At 52.1% G+C, this 18,615-nt stretch carries 8 protein-coding genes; 5 read left to right on the forward strand and 3 right to left on the reverse strand.

The window, feature by feature from the left end; genetic code table 11:
- The first annotated feature begins 10 nt into the window (after positions 1 to 10).
- On the forward strand, positions 11 to 4,240 hold the full coding sequence (locus BUC22_RS09085) for a 2-hydroxyacyl-CoA dehydratase (protein ID WP_013380448.1): 4,230 nt from the start codon (positions 11 to 13) through the stop codon (positions 4,238 to 4,240).
- Between the two features lie 329 nt (positions 4,241 to 4,569).
- Here the strand turns inward: BUC22_RS09085 and BUC22_RS09090 are convergent, their stop codons facing one another.
- Positions 4,570 to 4,791: a YozE family protein gene (locus BUC22_RS09090; protein WP_013380449.1), complete on the reverse strand. Its 222-nt coding sequence runs from the start codon at positions 4,789 to 4,791 to the stop codon at positions 4,570 to 4,572.
- A 136-nt stretch (positions 4,792 to 4,927) separates the two neighbouring features.
- Positions 4,928 to 6,493 (reverse strand): Na+/H+ antiporter NhaC family protein, encoded by a 1,566-nt coding sequence (locus tag BUC22_RS09095; RefSeq protein ID WP_013380450.1) that lies wholly within the window; start codon positions 6,491 to 6,493, stop codon positions 4,928 to 4,930.
- Positions 6,494 to 6,755: 262 nt separating this feature from the next.
- On the opposite strand from BUC22_RS09095, the gene BUC22_RS09100 reads away from it, so the two are divergent.
- Together BUC22_RS09100 and BUC22_RS09105 are read left to right on the forward strand one after the other, a co-directional pair.
- Positions 6,756 to 8,477 (forward strand): ABC transporter ATP-binding protein, encoded by a 1,722-nt coding sequence (locus BUC22_RS09100; RefSeq protein ID WP_013380451.1) that lies wholly within the window; start codon positions 6,756 to 6,758, stop codon positions 8,475 to 8,477.
- Complete coding sequence (locus tag BUC22_RS09105) at positions 8,464 to 10,272, forward strand: ABC transporter ATP-binding protein (RefSeq protein ID WP_013380452.1); 1,809 nt, start codon at positions 8,464 to 8,466, stop codon at positions 10,270 to 10,272. Before BUC22_RS09100 ends, BUC22_RS09105 begins: the two co-directional genes overlap by 14 nt.
- A gap of 38 nt (positions 10,273 to 10,310) precedes the next feature.
- On the opposite strand, the gene BUC22_RS09110 is transcribed toward BUC22_RS09105, so the two are convergent.
- The gene (locus BUC22_RS09110; RefSeq protein ID WP_013380453.1) at positions 10,311 to 12,866 is read right to left on the reverse strand and encodes a winged helix-turn-helix domain-containing protein; all 2,556 of its coding nucleotides are present in this window, start codon (positions 12,864 to 12,866) and stop codon (positions 10,311 to 10,313) included.
- 187 nt (positions 12,867 to 13,053) lie between these two features.
- Here BUC22_RS09110 and BUC22_RS09115 point away from each other — a divergent pair, with 187 nt between their 5' ends.
- Together BUC22_RS09115 and BUC22_RS09120 are read left to right on the forward strand one after the other, a co-directional pair.
- Entirely contained in the window at positions 13,054 to 16,557 is a 3,504-nt protein-coding gene (locus tag BUC22_RS09115; RefSeq protein ID WP_073382799.1) for a hypothetical protein, read from the forward strand.
- Between the two features lie 23 nt (positions 16,558 to 16,580).
- Positions 16,581 to 18,560 (forward strand): alkyl/aryl-sulfatase, encoded by a 1,980-nt coding sequence (locus BUC22_RS09120; RefSeq protein ID WP_013380455.1) that lies wholly within the window; start codon positions 16,581 to 16,583, stop codon positions 18,558 to 18,560.
- The last annotated feature ends 55 nt before the right edge of the window (positions 18,561 to 18,615 follow it).

Raw genomic sequence — 18,615 nt, forward strand, 5'->3', positions numbered from 1 at the left:
GGCATAATACATGAACAAAACTTACAAAATGGGCCTTGACGTAGGCTCAACCACCATTAAGGTGGTTGTAATGGACGAGAACGACACGATTATTTACAAAGAATACCGAAGGCATCTGTCCAATATCAAGCTGACCATGGCAGAGCTTTTAAAAGAAACCTTTGAAAAGGTGGGCGACATCACGACCAGAGTCTGTGTGACGGGCTCCGGCGGGCTGATGATTTCAAAATGGCTGGACATTCCCTTTATTCAGGAAGTGGTGGCCGGGACCGTTGCGGTTGAACGGCTGATTCCTGAAACGAACTGCGCCATTGAGCTGGGAGGCGAGGACGCCAAGATCACCTTCTTTGAGGGCAATATCGAGCAGCGGATGAACGGCACCTGCGCTGGGGGAACCGGGGCTTTTATCGACCAGATGGCAACCCTGTTAAAAACGGATGCCGCCGGCCTCAATGAGCTGGCGAAAACCCACCAGACCATTTATCCCATCGCTTCACGCTGCGGGGTATTTTCCAAAACGGATATTCAGCCTCTGCTCAATGAGGGAGCCGCCAAAGAGGACATCGCGGCTTCCATTTTTCAGGCAGTGGTTAACCAGACCATCAGCGGCCTGGCCTGCGGACACCCCATCCGTGGAAATGTCGCCTTTCTGGGCGGACCGCTTTACTTCCTGTCTGAGCTCAGACAGCGTTTTATTGAGACCCTGAAGCTGTCGCCAGAGCAGGTGATCTTCCCGGAAGGCTCTAACCTGTTTGTGGCTGTGGGCTCTGCTTACTCCTCCGATAAATACGGCACACTGCCGCTTTCCGAGCTGGTCAGACGGGTGCAGAACACTGAAGGGGCGGGTGACAGCGAGGTCAACCGCCTCGACCCTCTCTTTAAAAACCAGGATGAGCTGGACAGCTTTCTCTCACGCCACCAAAAGGACCGTGTGGAGCGGGGAAGCCTTGAAGCCTACACCGGCGCGTGCTTTCTGGGCATCGACGTCGGCTCTACCACCACCAAGGCCGTACTCATCGGCCGTGAGGGTGAGCTTCTGTATCACTACTATGGCAGCAACGAGGGAAGCCCTCTTAATCAGGCCATTAAGATTGTGGAGGATGTTTATAACAAGCTGCCCGACGGTGCGGTCATCGGTAAATCCGCTGTCACCGGCTACGGCGAGGGGCTGATCAAGACAGCCCTCAAGGTGGATATCGGCGAGATTGAAACCATCGCTCACTATAAGGGCGCCAAATATTTCATGCCAAAGGTCGATTTTATCCTGGACATCGGCGGCCAGGACATGAAGTGCATGAAGATAAGAAACGGCACCATTGACAGCATTATTCTCAATGAGGCCTGCTCATCTGGCTGCGGCTCTTTCCTTGAAACCTTTGCCAAGTCCCTGAACCTGAGCATGGACGCCTTTGTGTCTCAGGCGCTTCTGGCCGAAAAGCCAGTGGATCTGGGCACACGCTGTACGGTTTTCATGAATTCCAAGGTAAAGCAGGCTCAGAAGGAAGGCGCCGAGGTTGGGGAAATATCGGCCGGCTTATCCTATTCGGTTATCAAGAACGCCCTGCAAAAGGTTATCAAGGTGCATAATCCCAAGGATCTGGGCGAGAATATCATTGTCCAGGGCGGTACCTTCAACAATAACGCGGTGCTGCGCGCCTTCGAGAAGATTACCGATAAGGACGTAGTGCGGCCCGACATCGCCGGGCTGATGGGTGCCTTCGGGGCTGCGCTGATCGCCCGGGAAAACTATGCCGAGGGGGACAGGAGCACGCTTCTGGATCTGGACAGGCTCTACAGCTTTGAGGTGGAGGTCAGCCACCGAAGGTGCGGTGGATGCAGCAACAACTGCCTGCTCACCATCAACCGTTTTAATGACGGCAGCCGCCACATCACCGGCAACCGCTGCGAGATTGGGGCGGGCGAGGGGCGCAAAAACAAGGACCTGCCCAACCTTTACCAGTATAAGTACAAACGTGTTTTCGATTACCAGCCCCTGCCCACCAACCAGGCGTCCCGCGGTGTGATCGGCATCCCGCGTGTGCTCAACCAGTATGAGAACTATCCTTTCTGGTTTATTTTCCTGACCAGCCTCGGCTACCGGGTCGAGCTGTCTGAGGAGTCCAACCGCAAGGTTTATGAAAAGGGCATGGCCAGCATCCCATCCGAATCGGTCTGTTATCCCGCTAAGCTGGTGCACGGACATATCCAGGACCTGATCGACCGGGGAATCAAAACCATTTTTTATCCCTGCATTCCTTATGAGGAACGGGAATTTGAAAAAGTGGACAACTGGTACAACTGCCCCATTGTCATGTCCTATCCCGAAACCATCAAGCACAACATGGAATCTCTGAGGGAAAACGACGTGACCTTCCTGAATCCTTTCATCGCACTGGATGACCACAAACGCCTGGAGGAACGGCTCATCGAAATCTTTGGCGGGCTGGGTATTCCAAAGGAAGAGATCAGCGTTGCCCTCAAGCTGGCTCTGGGTGAAAAGGACCGCTTCCGCGATGACATGCGCGCAAAGGGCGAGGAAACCATTGAATGGCTGAAGGCGAACAATAAAAAAGGCATCGTGCTGGCCGGACGGCCGTACCATATCGACCCTGAGATCAACCACGGACTCGACAACATCATCACCGGCCTTGGCATGGCAGTTCTCACCGAGGATTCCATTGCCCACCTGGTCACAGACATTGACGAGGAGAAATTCCGGGTGCTGGACCAGTGGAAATACCACAGCCGCCTTTACAAGGCAGCAGAGGTGGTCGCCCGGTATGATTTTCTGGAGCTGGTACAGCTGACCTCCTTTGGATGCGGCCTGGACGCGGTCACCTCTGAGCAGACTCAGGAAATCCTGGAGAGCAAGGGCAACATTTATACCCTTATCAAAATTGACGAGGTCAACAACCTGGGCGCGGTCCGTATCCGGATGCGCTCGCTGAAGGCCGCCATGGAGGAACGTGAGAAGAACCACGTCAAGCTCCCGTGTGAAGAACTGCCTGAAAAGGTGGTGTTCACGAGGGAAATGCGCAAACGCCACACGCTGCTGGCCCCCCAGATGTCGCCAATTCATTTCGAGTTTATCGCGGACGCCATGGCCACCAGCGGCTATAATGTCGAGGTGCTGCCGAGCGTGGATGAGAAGGCTGTGGATGAAGGCCTGACCTATGTCAACAATGACGCCTGCTATCCGACCATCATCACCACCGGACAGATCATGGCGGCGCTGAAATCCGGCAAATATGATCTGGACAACGTGTCTGTGCTCATGACCCAGACCGGCGGGCCCTGCCGCGCGTCCAACTATGTGGGCTTTATCCGCAAGGCGCTGAGGGAAGCGGGCATGGAACAGGTGCCGGTTATCTCTCTAAACCTGGTGGGCCTGGAGGACAATCCGGGCTTTAAGATCACACCGGGGCTGACGAACCGCGCCGTGATCGGCATGGTTTACGGCGACCTGTTCCAGCGTGTGCTCTACGCCACCAAGCCCTACGAGCAGGTGCCCGGCTCTGCCATGGCCCTGTATAATAAGTGGAAGGAGCGGGTCAAGATTGATATCCGCAAGCCGAAATGGTCGGTCTTTAAGCGCAATGTCACTCAGATTGTCGAGGACTTTGACCGCCTGCCCAGAATTGAGAAGAAAATCCCCAAGGTCGCTATCGTCGGGGAAATTCTGGTCAAGTACCACCCGACCGCCAACAATAACCTCATTGAGGTGCTGGAGAACGAGGGGGCCGAGGTGGTAGTGCCGGATCTCATCGACTTCTTCCTGTACTGCTGCTACAACTCGATTTACAAGTATGACGAGCTGTCTGGCAGCAAATCGGGCAAAGTCGCAGGTATCGCCGGGATTAAGGTGTTGGAAATGTACCGCAAAAACATGAAGAAGGCTCTGGATAAGAGCCGCCATTTCCATGCGCCTTCTACCATTTATAAAAAAGCGGAGAAAGCCAAGGAGCTCATCGCGCTGGGGAACCAGGGCGGGGAGGGCTGGTTCCTGACCGCTGAAATGATGGAGCTTATTGAGTCGGGCGTTGAAAATATCGTCTGTGTCCAGCCCTTTGCCTGCCTGCCAAACCATGTTATGGGCAAGGGGATGATCAAGCCGATCCGCAAGCGTTATCCGAAGGCCAATATCGCTCCCATTGATTATGACCCCGGCGCTTCCGAGGTTAACCAGATCAACCGGATCAAGCTGATGATGGAAACCGCCAATAAAAATCTTGGAATCTGACAGGGGGCAAAAAAACCCTTGAAAGCTAAGAAAAACCTGACGTTCAGAGGCATTCTGTTCACAGGTTTTTCTTTTTATTTATCTCAGTTCATAAATTAAAATCTGCAAACGATATTGCAAAATTTGACCTTGCAACTTGGGATCAATAACTCTATAATAATAAATATCACATATAATCCTTTTTCCTTTAGAATTACTCCCCTTTTTCTATAGGAAACCGAGCGGAAGCCTTAACGGGTTTCCGCTTTTCTTTTTTGTTTTCCGGCAAGGCTTGGGAGTAAATTTTGCAAAAAAATAAACCCATCTTTAAAAGACAGGTTCTCTTTTGTTTAGTTATCGCCCTTTATAAAGAGTGCGTAGGCGTCGCTCATCACCTTCAGTGCTTCTTCACTGGCGCCCTGGCTTTCGATATAGCTGATAAAATCATCGGCTGAGCCGTCATCCGGAAAGCCTTTATCCTCGGCCACATCCTTTGCCAGATCACCAAAATAAGACGCGTCGTCTGAGTACCTGGCACAAAGCCATTCTTTAAATAATACTTTTTCGCCCATTTTCAAGCCCCCTTTTTTTCTTTATTATAACATATCTGTAAACGACTTTCTTGAAAAATTCTTTTTATTAAGGGTAAAAAAATGGAGAATCCACAACAGAAAGTTCTGGATTCTCCACAAAACCGGATGGCCTGCTTTAAGCCTCCGGCTCGGCAGTCACTTCTGTTTTTTCCAGTTTTCTGCTGGAGAGACGGTGAAGCACGAACAGGGTAACAGCCAGCAGGATAATGCCGGTGCCAAGTGTCAGGGCGATGTTGCCGTACGAGAATCCGGCGACAATGTAGCCGAAAAAGCAGCACGCCGCTACCAGACAGGCGTAAGGCATCTGGGTGGCCACATGCTTGATATGGTCACAACCCGCTCCGGTAGAAGACAGGATGGTGGTATCCGAGATCGGTGAGCAGTGGTCTCCGAAAACAGAGCCTGCCAGTGTTGCGGACAGGGTAACAACCATCAGCTCCGGCGCGGATGCCTGACAGATGAATACAACGATTGGGATAAAGATCCCGAAGGTTCCCCAGGCAGTACCAATCGAGAAGGACAGGCCGGCCGCTACCAGGAATACAATGGCTGGAATCAGGCCCATCGGCAGGTTGCTGGCTTCCACAAGCTGGCCAACGTAAATGCCTGTACCCAGGTAATCCTGGCATAAGGAACCGATGGTCCACGCCAGCGTCAGGATAATGTATGCTGGAACCATGCTCTTGACGCCTTCGCCGATGCCGCCCATGAATTCCTTAAAGGTCACAAGCTTTCTCGGGATAAACAGCAGGAAGGTTACAACGAGCGCCCAGAAGCCGCCCAGTACCAGGGCCGCAGAGGCGTCACAGTTCCCAAAGGCTTCACCGATGGTCAGGCCTTCGCCTGCCCAGTAGCCGCCATTCCACAGCATGGAAATGATTGAGAACACAATCAGCGCGCCGATGGGGATGATCAGATCCCAGACGGTCCCTTTATCAGAAACCTCCTGGTTGCTTTCAAGGTCATCGTTCACAGCGCCAAGGTCACCCTTTTTCTCGGCCTTGTACTCTTCTTTAGCCATCGGCCCGAATTCCAGGTTGGTTGCGGCCAGCGCCAGTACCATAATAATGGATAAAATAGCGTAAAGATTGTATGGGATGGTCGCGAAGAAAGCCTGCAATTCATTGGTGAAGGCGCCGGTTTCGTACAGGGTTGACCCGACAGCCGCCGCCCAGCTTGAGATCGGGGCGATGATACACACCGGCGCCGCGGTGGCGTCGATGATATAGGCCAGCTTTGCGCGGGATACATTGTACTTGTCTGTGACGGGCTTCATAACGGTACCGACCGTTAAGCAGTTGAAATAGTCGTCGATGAAAATCAGCATTCCCAGAAAGCTGGTAGCCAGCTGTGCGCTTCTCTTGCTTTTCAGCTTAGTTGAAGCCCAGTTACCGTAGGCTCTTGAGCCCCCGGCCATTGTGACCACATAAACCAGCGCCCCAAGCAGGGCCAAAAAGAGAATGATGTTAAACTTGCCAGGCGAACCAACGGTCTCAGCAGTAACGCCGAAGGCTACGCTGCTCATCTCAATGATGCCGCCGCCTGTGTTTAACGCGTAGATAAGTCCCCCTGAAAGTATTCCGATTAACAACGATGAAATAACTTCTTTGGTGCATAACGCCAGAGCGATCGCAATGATCGGTGGTAACAGCGATAAGAAACCAACATCGATTGTTTCCATAAATACTCCTCCTTATTTTTTTATATTTGCTTCCACAAACAAGCCAATTTTAACACAAAATTAATGCAAATTAAAGGAAATATATAGAATAAGGTATTCTGAACCTCAAAAAAATTTTTCAATCAATAAAGCCACGCCTGTCGCAAACATAAAAATGCCTTGAAAAGCATAATAAAGGATTTACTTTTACCCCCTTAACTGTGATTTTATGGTTTTTTTATGCTACAATAGATCTATATGAAAATAAAAGGCAGGGATTACCATGAAGCTGATCATAACCAAAATCAAAGAACATCTGGGATTGTTTCTGACCGCCATCTTTTTCCTGACGGTCGAGTCCCTCAGCGACCTTCTCCAGCCCACGCTCATGTCCCACATTGTCGATGACGGCGTAAAAAACCAGGACGTGGGCACAGTGCTCTTTTTTGGGGGCATTATGCTGGGGGTAGCCTTTGTGGGGGCGGCTGGCGCAGTGATCCGCAACAATCTTTCCGTCCGCACCTCCCAGCAGATTGGAAAGGAGCTCCGCTCAGAGCTATACCGGAAAATCCAGGCCTTCTCTTTTGAAAATATTGACCGGCTTCACCCCGCATCCCTGATCACCCGCATCACCAACGATGTCACCCAGATCCAGAATTTTATTAACGGGACCATGCGTATTCTGGTCAAGGCGCCCATTACCTGTATCGGCGCCATTATCCTCATTGTAACCCAGACACCCAGACAGATCCCCATGATTGTGGTCATCCTGGTCATTTCGACCCTGCTCATCGCCGGGAATATGCGCTTTGGCTACCCAAGATTTGTCCGTCTTCAGCGCAGGCTGGACCGGCTGAACAGCGTAAGCCGCGAATTTCTGACCTCCATAAGGGTCGTCAAGGCCTTTGGGCGGGAAGATTATGAGACCGGCCGTTTCGGCACTGCCGCTGAGGAGCTGGCAGCCTCTGGTATTTCAGCCACCCGGGTGACCGCGGTGTTTGGGCCGCTGATCAACCTGACGGTCAACATCGGGATTGTGGTGCTGCTGTGGCTGGGCGGCACCGGAGGACACCAGGATGTGGGAAAGCTTATGGCCTCTGTCAATTACATGACTCAGGTGCTCTTTGCCCTGTCCATGGTTTCCAATATCCTCAACACAATGGTGAGGGCCACAGCCTCGGCCGAGCGTGTGCAGGAGGTTCTTTCTGAAAAGCCCGCCATGCGCGAACCGGAAATACCCACAGCCGAAAAGCCTGATGGCCGTGTGGCTTTTGAGAATGTTTCTTTCTCCTATATCCACTCGCCTGAAAAGTCGCTGGACAATGTATCCTTCTGTCTTGAAAGCGGCCAGGTGCTGGGTATCATCGGAGCAACCGGCTCCGGCAAATCCACTCTGGTCAGCCTGATTCCAAGATTTTACGACGTCACCGGAGGCCGGGTGCTCGTGGGGGGAAGGGATGTGCGAAGCCAGAAAACTTCCCAGCTTCGCGAGGCCATCGGCATGGTTCCCCAAAAGTCATTGCTGTTTTCCGGCACCATCCGGGATAACCTGAAGTGGGGAGATCCTGAAGCGGACGATAAAGCTCTCGACGCCGCAGCACATGCGGCCTGCGCCGATGAATTTATAAATGGCTTCTCCAAGGGCTACGACACGGTTTTGGGGCAGGGCGGGGTAAACCTGTCCGGCGGGCAGAAGCAGCGGCTCTCCATCGCCAGAGCGCTGATCCGCCATCCCGCCATACTGGTGATGGACGACAGCACCAGCGCCCTTGACGCCACCACCGAGGCGGCTGTTATGACCCGTATCCGGGAATACGCCAGAGGAACCACGGTGATCCTCATCAGCCAGCGCATCGCCTCGGTCATGCGGGCGGATAAAATCCTCTGCATGGATGAGGGGCGCGTCTCCGGTTTCGGCACCCATGAAGCGCTTATGGCAGAAAGCCCGGTCTACCGTGAAATCTATAAATCCCAGATAGGAGATGATAAACATGCCAGCCGCTGATCCCGCAGGACTGCCTCCAGTCAAACGCTCACCCGGAAAACACAGGATCGCTGAGGTGGTAAAGCCTAAAAACATGAAAGGGACACTGTCCAGGCTCTGGAGCCTGACAAAAGGCCGACGGCAGGGCCTGTGGCTGGTTTTTGTCCTGTCAGGGCTGGCTTCCCTGTCTGCCATGCTGACACCTCTGCTCATTGGTAAGATCATTGACAGCATTAACAACGGCCATCTGTCCGTCACGCTCCTCGTGTTTCTGCTCTTGGCCTACATCGGTGACTGGGCTGTCCGTTTTGCCCAGAACTACATCATGGCCTCAGTATCTCAGCGCATGATCTGCTATATCCGCAAAGCGTTGTTTGACGTGATGAAGGATCTGCCGCTGGCCTTCTTTGACCGGAGCCCTCACGGCGATCTCATGAGCCGCCTGACCAACGACATCGACAATATCAGCTCCACCATCTCAGATTCACTGGCGCAGCTCATGATGCTTGTCTTTACCTTTGCGGGAGTCCTCGGTATTATGCTCGCCCTCAATGTGTGGCTGACACTGGCCGCCCTGGCGGTAGTGCCGCTGGTCTTTTTACTGACCCGCACCGTTACCCGCGTTACCCGCAGGCTGTTTAAAAAGCAGCAGGCAGCCCTCGGCCGTCTGGATGGAGAAATTGAGGAGACCATCTCAGGGCTCACTCTGGTTAAGGCCTACGGCAGAGAGGAAGCGGTTATTGAGGAATTTGAAAAAAATAACGCGGCGCTCTGCGATGTTGGCACCAGGGCACAGGTATGGTCCGGCTATCTTATGCCGCTCATGAACGTGATTAAAAATCTCAGCTTTATATCGGTCTCCATTGCCAGCGGCGTCATGGCTGCCAGGGGAATGGTGAGTATTGGGACCATCTCGAGTTTTCTGCTCTACTCAAGACAGTTTACACGCCCCCTCAACGATATTGCGAGCATCTATAACGTCTTTCAAACCGCTGTGGCCGGCGCCGAACGGATTTTTGAAATTTTTGACGAGATTCCAGAACCTCCTGATATTCCAGACGCACTGCCCATTGTCAATCCAAAAGGCGACGTGGCTTTTGAGCATGTGTATTTCGGCTATGATCCAGACATACCGATCCTTAAGGATGTAAGCTTTAAAGCCAGCGCCGGAGCCCGCATGGCGGTCGTCGGCGCGACCGGGGCCGGGAAAACCACAATCATCAGTCTCCTGACACGTTTCTATGATGTCACGGACGGACAGATTCTTCTGGACGGCCATGACATCAGGGATTACCGACTGGCAGACCTGAGGCGCTGCTTTGGTGTTGTGCTCCAGGATACCGCACTGTTTCATATGAGTATTCTTGAGAATATCCGATATGGCAGGGAGGACGCCGAGGACAGCGCGGTCGTTGAAGCCGCCAGAGCCGCAGGCGCCCACGGTTTTATCAGCCGTCTGCCTGAGGGCTATCAGACCCTCATCACCGACGGCGGCGGAAGCCTGAGCCAGGGTGAGCGCCAGCTCATCACCATTGCCCGCGCGATTCTGGCCGACGCGCCCATTCTCATCCTCGATGAGGCCACCAGCTCTGTCGACACCCGGACTGAAAGCCGGATACAGGAAGCCATGCTGCGGCTTACCGAGGGCCGGACCTCCTTCATCATTGCGCACCGCCTGTCCACGATCCGGGACGCTGACCAGATTCTTCTGCTGAAAAATGGCCGTGTCGCCGAGATGGGGCGCCATCAGGAGCTCATGGCTCTGGGCGGCATTTACAGCCGCATGTATAAAACCCAGCTTGGCATTGATGACTGAAAAAGCACAGCGCAAAAATGCGCTGTGCTTTTTTACTTTTATTTTATGATACCCAGCTCCCGTGCTTTCAACACTGCATCCAGGGCGTTATTTACCTCCAGCTTTTTGTAGGCCAGGGAAGTGTGGCTTTTGATGGTTGGGAGCGCCAGACCTGTGATTCGGGCGATATCGGCGTTTCTATAGCCCTGGGACAACAGATCGAGCATATACTTCTGCTGTCTGGAAAGTTTAATATTTTTGGGAGAGGTGGTTGGCCTGGAAAGCAATCCTCTGTGCGTCTTGGACTGGCTGTAAGCAGCCAGAATATGCTCCTGGACAAAATCGCGCGTCAGGCGGCCTCCATAGCTGTCTTTTTCTACCCTGGCCATCAGTCGTTTAAGAACAGGGAGGACTGCGGCGCCTTCGTCAGCAACCACCCGGATAAATCGGTAGGGCTGAAGAACGGACAGCGCCTTTTCCAGCAAATCTGCAGCCTCTTCATGGCTCCCCTGCTGCCATTTTAGAACTGCCAGCAGAGCACCCGCTTCGGCAGCATCCAGAGGTCTGTTCAAATTTTCACCGTAATCCAGCAGGAGGATTAACAGTCTGTGGGCTTCCTCGGCATTTTCCAAAATAATATGAGCGCGCGCTGTTGTGAAGTGCTGGTAGACCCGAAACAACTCAATGTGACTGGTCTCAACGACAAAATAGTGATCAAGCCATTCCCGTGCCGATGGTGCATCGCCATCCATAAGCATCAGACGCGTCTGGTAGGCCGCCAGGTTTGGCAGAAAAAATTGTGCCTCCCGATCCACCAGCAGCGTCAGCTCACGCAGTGCAGTTTCGGCCTCCTGAAACCTTCCAAGCTGCCATAGGATACGGTGCCAGAGAAGCGTCACGCAGATACGCCCCTCAATTTTACTTTCCTCAGACATATACGCTGTGGTCACCTTAAGCTGCTCCAGTGCCTCACTCAGCTGACTGCGCTCATACATGAAACAGGCCTCAATACCGGGGCGAATATACAGCCACTCATCCCCCAGAAGAGGAGCGAAGGTTTTATCGATTTTATCCATGATGCTCGGATCAGCGGACAGCTCGGAATAGTCAAGATTGCTTCGGTGCATGTAAGGCAGATTGTGAGTAAAGGATGCGATGGAGGTGGCCAGCCCCCCAGGCGTATATTTTTTGACAAAACGGCTGAAAAGGCTGAAACGTCGCACCTTGGTCCGCATACTCACCCGATGGTCTACGCTGTAGGCCAGAATCGCGTATTCCACAAATTTGGTATCTGCCTTTGCGATGGCCGGCAGCTTTCTTATAATGGCATCCATATGACGGCCATATTCCTCATAACGGCTGGTCAGGTAGTAGTACCATGCGCTCAGGACATGGAGTGCCGGGAATTCACGGTAAGCCCTTTCAGGGATCGGTTTTATAAAAAAAGCTCGCAGAAAATCTGCATACTCGGCCACCACGCCGCGGTTATTTTCAAAGAGAAATAGATACAGATAGCTGTCAATGCCTTTATAATCACCGCTGTCCATCCAGAATCGCAGCGCCCGGGAATAATCGTGGCGGTCTCTGTAATACATTGCCGCTGTTTTATACAGGGAAGCAACGTTAATACCGCTTTTAATCAGCCGTTCCCTGAGAAAATCCTGAAAAAGATGGTGGAAACGGTAAGTATTTCCATGAAGCAGGCTTAAAAAAGAGTTGGTGCGGCTCAGATAAGACATGACTTCCGCAGCGTCCGCGCGGCCGGTCATTATCTCGGCAAGCTCAGGATCAAATTCATTGACGACGGCTGTTTTCAGGCAGAATTCCCGCAGCTCCGGTGACCACTTATCCCAGAGCTGAGTTTCAAAGTACCAGGCAAAATCCTGTCCGCCCTTTCCCGGACGGACTTCACCCGATTTTGCCATGGCGTTGACACCGATAGCCCATCCATCTGTCGCGTCGAGCACAAAGGAAGACTGCTCCTGTGTGATGGGAAAGCCCAGACGTTCAAAATAGCTCTGTATTTCATCTCTGGAAAATCGAAGCTGTTCAGGAGTGATAATGCCGGTGTCCTCATTCGAAACCAGTGAGGTAAAGTCTTCCGGCAGATTGTGGCGGGAGAGCAGAAGGACGACAAAACCTTTAGGCAGCCGTCTGAGCAGAAAAGGAAGGGATTTTAAGACTTCCGCGTTGGTAATCAGGTGCATATCGTCCAGAACGAGCGCATACTGGCCATTATCCGGCAGCATTTCGGATATGAGACGCACCGTGTGCTCCACTGGCGAGGCTGAGAAAGCAGGGCTTACCAATACATTGTACATGGCCTCGTTTTCAGGCTGCAATGAAAAAAGCCCTGTGGCCAGCTGTTTATAAAATATCGGCGGTGTGTTATCATAGGGATCGAGACCAATCCAGACGGGTTTCCTCTTTGAAGCGTTGAGCCATAAAAGCGCGGAGACGGTTTTTCCACTTCCAGCCGGAGCCCCGATGTAAATAAATCGCCCCGCTTCCGCCCTGCGCAGGGCGGTCAGCAGTCTGCCTCGTGGTGCGCATACCTCGGGGAGCAGATTGGGTTCAAACTTATCATTTAGAAAATTCAATGTCATATTATTCATGGGTATTTCCTTTTAAGGTCATTTTATCAAATTTTACCATAATCGTTTAAAATTATCTATGTTTAATTGTAAGAGCTTCCGATTTTAATAAAAAAGAAAAATTTTCCAAAACCTCATACCGTATGATTTAATAAAGCTTTGCAATCCGATATAATGAATTATCAGTTTATTACAAGGAGATGAGAACATGCGGCATGGTAAAGCTTTAAAAATTTTCACACTGGTGTTCGCTGCAATGTGGACCCTATCGGCAATGTCTCCGGTTTTTGCAGAGCCGGAAAACAACGAGCTCACAGGCGGCCCGGTCACTGATTATATCGTCACCAAAATTGCAGATGAGAGCATTGAAATTATCGATGGCTGGGTTGTTTCCGGACTCTATTACGCTGCGGATAAAACCGGCGTCAATTTCTTTTCGACCATGGGCGATCTTTTGACCTTCCCATCTGGAAAGGACACCTCTCAGATTCTGAAGCTGTGCCAGGAAATGAAGGATGAGCTGGACGCCCTACAGCAGGAGATGGACGCCATCAGCGATAAGCTGGATAGACTAGTCATCAGCCTGGAAAATCAGATCAATGAGAATATCTGGTACAACAACCGGCGGGAATACTCGTCGCTTCTGAACAAATACGAAAGCGCCTACACCGATTACACCAATTATCTGGACGCTTCCAAAAAATACACAAAGGCACTAGAGGATGGAGACGCCGAGACCATGGAGTCTGAAAAGCACGCGTTGAATGGGTATCTCATCAATTTCAAAGAAAATTTTGATCCTGCCAAAACCGGTGATCCCATCAGCTTTAAAAGCGACCTGAGAAAGATGGCCATGTACGCCTGCCGCCATTACCCCTCCTATGACCGCAGCAAACCTGATCCGGTACTGGAGCCCACCAGTAGCATTACCCTGCTGGACAATGCCAAAAGGGTTACCGACCAGACTGTGGCCTTTGAGCATCAGCAGTGCGATGTCCTCTTCCAGCAGATGAACGACTGTATCCGACCTTTCATCTACATGTCTATGGTCAACCGTATTTGGGTCGACTACAACATCTCCGTCGATGTGGACACCGACACCAAAGATAAACTGATGACTGAGCGGGAGACCGTCATCAATGAGACGGTTCAGGCTATCAATGATATTTCCTCCCAGGGCAAAGCCTATACCGACCGGCTGATGCGCTCTTATGACGCGGAGATTGACCTGCCGCTGGGTTATGAAAGCAGCAGTGTCGAGCACATGAAGGGTAAGGGCCTCTGGCCGAGCATTTACCACAGGCCTCACGACATTGTAAGAAGCGCCTACTGGACAAAGCCGGAAATGCCCGCCTATCAGATGAAGGCCCTGGGTGGATATTCCCCCTTTGTGCTCCTGAAAGAGGGGAATGAGTTTGGTTATCTGACCCACGACGGCCTGTTTAAGCTGGATCAGGAGTATGTCCACCACGCCAGCGGCGGAAAGGTTGACCATTTTGAGTACAGCACCGTGAGCCAGGACTTTCTTAACTTAGAACACTCTGCCGATTACAATTATACAGGCATCAGCCAGGCCAGCTCCCTGAAATATCTTTTGAATACGCCGGCTTACCGGTTGTCAGGACAGACCAGTATCGTGGACTATCTGGTAAACTATGGCGGCATCAAGGCTGAGCATCTGCCCCAGGGTGTCGATTACGCGGTGATCAACAAATGGGATTCTGCAGCGAACCACACCTCCATTGAAGGCGGCGTGAGGGTGACGGGCAGCTGGTGCTGCACCTACTACTACATCGATGGCCTCACTGGCTACCGGCTGGATGACAGCGATTCAAAAATCAACAAACGGGTCAAGAGCATGGTGGCAAGCGAGGAGCATTTTAAAGAAAATTTGAGGGGGATCTCGCTTCTCTCCTTTATGATAGGAAATCCATCGCCGCGTTTTTCGGCCAGAACGAAATCCTCTAAGGGCATCTCAGTCCAGCTCAGTGATAAAAATGGCAATTCCCTCAACGGTTACTCGATAGCCTCACAGCCTGTCACTCTGACGGTTGACTGCTCAGGCATAGGTGAAAACGAGCGTGTGGAGAGTGTGGAGCTGATCAATTCCAAGGGAAAAGTTCTCGACACACTGCTGACAGCTGACGCCTTTGAATATTTTAAAAAGAAGGACAATACCGTCAGTTTCACTTTCACAGCACCCTACCAGAACTATAGCGTGCGGGCCACCACCGGAAAAAAACCCGAGGAGACTGCTCCCGTGATGAACGGGCGGGGCAGCATTGTGAAAATGGATGTCCAAAGCGGGCCAAAAGAAATCGTACCCACGGACATCTATACCTTTGAGGACCTGAAACGCGTGGCCAGAGCCGTGGCTGAGGAGCCCGAGACCTATGCCCACGCTAACTTCACCGTTATGAATGACATTGACGCGGACGGCGAGGAATGGGTGCTGCCCATCGGTACCGCAGTCAACGCCTACAATGGCACCTTTAACGGAAAAGGCCACAGCATCAGCGGTATGAAAGCCGATGGCAACGGGCTTCAGGGACTTTTCGGACGCGTCGGGCCTCAGGGAGTAGTAAAGAACCTGAGAATTTTTGATACGGATATCCGATCAGGCACCGCTTACGCGGGCGCTGTTGCCGCCATCAACGAGGGCCGCATTGAGTACTGCCAGGCCGGTGCGGGCCATCTTCTGACCGATAACGCTGACGCGCCAGACCTGGATGATATGAATATCCACATTGAATCAGGCACTGCTGCCGGCGGTGTTGCCGGGAAAAATAGCGGTGTAATCATCAACACATCGTCGGCTGGCCGTGTATCAGCTCAGACTGCCGGCGGGCTGGCAGGAGAAAACAGCGGAGAAATACGCAACAGTTTTGGCACAGTCATAGCAAACATTGAGGGAAGACTCTATACTGGCGGCATTGCCGGAAACAATGAGGGGACAATGCGCAATGTCTACTTTGGCGGCCATGCCAGTGGTGGCGCCGATGGGGCCATCGCCGGAAGAAATATTTCTGAAACCTTGGACGCCTGCTACTATGACAACAGCATGGATGACGCGAGCGGTGAAGGAAATGCCACAGCTCAGTCCGTTCCGGTAAGCGAGATGAAGACGGATACCTTTAAAGACCAGCTCAACAGCCGGGTAACAGAGGGCGCTTATTACTGGCATCGTGATGACAAGATCAACCTTGGGCTGCCATATATCAGTCAGAACACTTACAGCTCCCGTATTTTGGAGGATCCGGCCACTGGTATCAGCCTGACCGGAGAACAGATTCACGCTGCGGCTGTGCTGACCATCACACCGATTGAATCCTCCTCGCCGGACTATATGAGTCTGTTAGAAAAAAACAGCGGACTGCTCGGCCTGTACGATATCTCTCTGACCACGCCGACAGGTGATGTGCCCTTTGAGGGAACACTGGACCTGGCATTCCCATTTACAGACAAAGAGACTGATAAAATCGGTATTCTTCACCAGTCCAGTGAAAATTCCGAGATATACACTGCAAAAATGGGCTCAGACGGCCGGTATCATATTGTGACAAATCACCTTTCACTCTTTGGCATTGTCAGTATGCCCTCTGGCTTATGCGCTCTACTGCCGGCTGCTTTGCTGACAGCTCTGGCTGCGGCGTTTACGGTGGTTTATCTGATACGACGGAAAAAGCTCGACAAACAGAGAAAAAGCCTTTAGAATATTAAAAAGGAGGTAACAAAATGAAAAGATCAAAGCTATTCATATTTGTGGGACTTACGGCTGCACTGTTTACATTTTCATCCTGCACGGGTGGAAAAACAGGGACACCGCTTGATGCCTCAGCCAAGGATGCCACCAAGACGACTCAGGATAAAAACAGGGAAGTTCACGCCCTGCTGGACTTTTCCGACGAGCAGGAACGGGAATTTGCGGAAAAAGGGCTCATCGCGGCGCCAGAGTCTCTTGAGCTTAAAGATGAAAAGGGCAAAGTGGTCTGGAGCCAGAAGGCCTACAGCTTTGTGGAGAACGCGGACGCACCTGCCACAGTCAACCCCAGTCTGTGGCGGAATACCCAGCTTAACCATTTATACGGCCTCTTTGAGGTGGCTGACGGCATCTACCAGGTGCGGGGCTATGATATGACCAATATTACCTTTATCAAGGGGGATACAGGCTGGATTGTCTTTGACCCGCTCATGAGCATTGAGTGCTCCGCGGCGGCCATGCAGCTGGTCAACGAAAACCTGGGAGAGCGGCCAGTCACGGCTGTGGTCATGAGCCACCCCCATGTCGACCATTACGGCGGCATCAAGGGTATTATCAGTGAGGAGGAGGCCGCTTCCAGAGGCATCCCCATCATCGTGCCCGAGGGCTTTGAGGAACACGCAGTCAGCGAGAACGTCTATGCTGGCAACGCCATGGGGCGGCGCGCGGGCTACCAGTACGGCACTATTCTGGACGACAGCGCCACTGGTTCCATGTCCATCGGGATCGGAATGGGGCAGTCCACTGGGACCATTTCATACATTTCACCCAACGACACCATTAAACAGACCGGTGAAACCCGGACAGTGGACGGCGTGACCATGGAATTCCAGCTGACGCCGGGCACCGAAGCCCCTGTGGAAATGAACACCTGGTTTGCGGATAAAAAGGCGCTCTGGATCGCTGAAAACTGTACGGGAACCCTGCATAATCTCTACACCCTGCGCGGCGCCCAGATACGCGACGGCAACGCCTGGGCCGAGTATATCATGGAGGCGATGACCCGTTACGGAAAAGACGCGGAGGTGGTGTTCCAGTCGCACAACTGGCCGCACTGGGGAAATGACGTGATCAACCGTTATCTGGAGAACACCGCAGCCATGTATAAGTTCATCAATGATCAAACCCTGATGTATATCAATCAGGGCTATACCTCCGATGAAATTTCCAATATGATCACACTGCCGGAGTCTCTGGAAAAAAACTGGTATACCCGCCAGTATTACGGCACAGTTGCCCATAACGCCAAAGCCGTCTACCAGAAATACATGGGCTGGTACGACGCCAATCCGGTAAACCTGAACCCGCTCACACCCAGCGACAGCGCTAAAAAATATGTCGAGTACATGGGCGATACCGGCGAGGTGCTCAAAAAGGCAAGGGCCGATTTTGACAAGGGCGAATACCAGTGGGTAGCTGAGATCACCAATGTACTGGTTTTTGCCGATCCAGGCAATCAGGAAGCCCGCTATCTGTGCGCCGACGCTCTGGAGCAGCTTGGCTATCAGGCGGAATCGGGCACCTGGCGCAACGCTTATCTCTCCGGCGCTAAAGAGCTGAGGGAGGGAACCACAACCGATACAGCCCTCAAAGCCAACAGCAGCGCAGACCTTAAAAAATCCATGACGCCTGAGATGATGATGGATTATATGGGAATCCTGACCGATTCCAACGCGGCACAGGACGTCAACCTGAAAATCAACCTCAATTTTACCGATACCGATCCCTACCTGCTGCGAGTGGATTCTGGCGTCCTTCTATACCAGAAGGGCATGCAGGCAGACGACGCAGATGCCACCCTGACACTGCCGAGGGTTGCCATGTTTACCATTCTGAATAAGGATGAAGCCAAACAGCAGGAAACCATCAAAATCGAGGGAGACCAGGATATCCTAAAAAAACTGACGGAGCACATGGTGACCTTTGAGTATTTTTTCAATATTGTCGAACCATAAACCGGACAAGGGCACAGCACATTTTTGCGCTGTGCTTTTTTTGAATCCTTTTTGA

The organism is Eubacterium callanderi (genome assembly GCF_900142645.1).
GTDB lineage: Bacteria > Bacillota > Clostridia > Eubacteriales > Eubacteriaceae > Eubacterium > Eubacterium callanderi.

Coding starts and splice junctions, on each gene's coding strand:
- BUC22_RS09090 (WP_013380449.1), bottom strand. CDS start 4,791: ATGGGCGAAAAAGTATTATTTAAAGAATGGCTTTGTGCCAGGTACTCA.
- BUC22_RS09115 (WP_073382799.1), top strand. CDS start 13,054: ATGCGGCATGGTAAAGCTTTAAAAATTTTCACACTGGTGTTCGCTGCA.
- BUC22_RS09120 (WP_013380455.1), top strand. CDS start 16,581: ATGAAAAGATCAAAGCTATTCATATTTGTGGGACTTACGGCTGCACTG.
- BUC22_RS09085 (WP_013380448.1), top strand. CDS start 11: ATGAACAAAACTTACAAAATGGGCCTTGACGTAGGCTCAACCACCATT.
- BUC22_RS09095 (WP_013380450.1), bottom strand. CDS start 6,493: ATGGAAACAATCGATGTTGGTTTCTTATCGCTGTTACCACCGATCATT.
- BUC22_RS09105 (WP_013380452.1), top strand. CDS start 8,464: ATGCCAGCCGCTGATCCCGCAGGACTGCCTCCAGTCAAACGCTCACCC.
- BUC22_RS09100 (WP_013380451.1), top strand. CDS start 6,756: ATGAAGCTGATCATAACCAAAATCAAAGAACATCTGGGATTGTTTCTG.
- BUC22_RS09110 (WP_013380453.1), bottom strand. CDS start 12,866: ATGAATAATATGACATTGAATTTTCTAAATGATAAGTTTGAACCCAAT.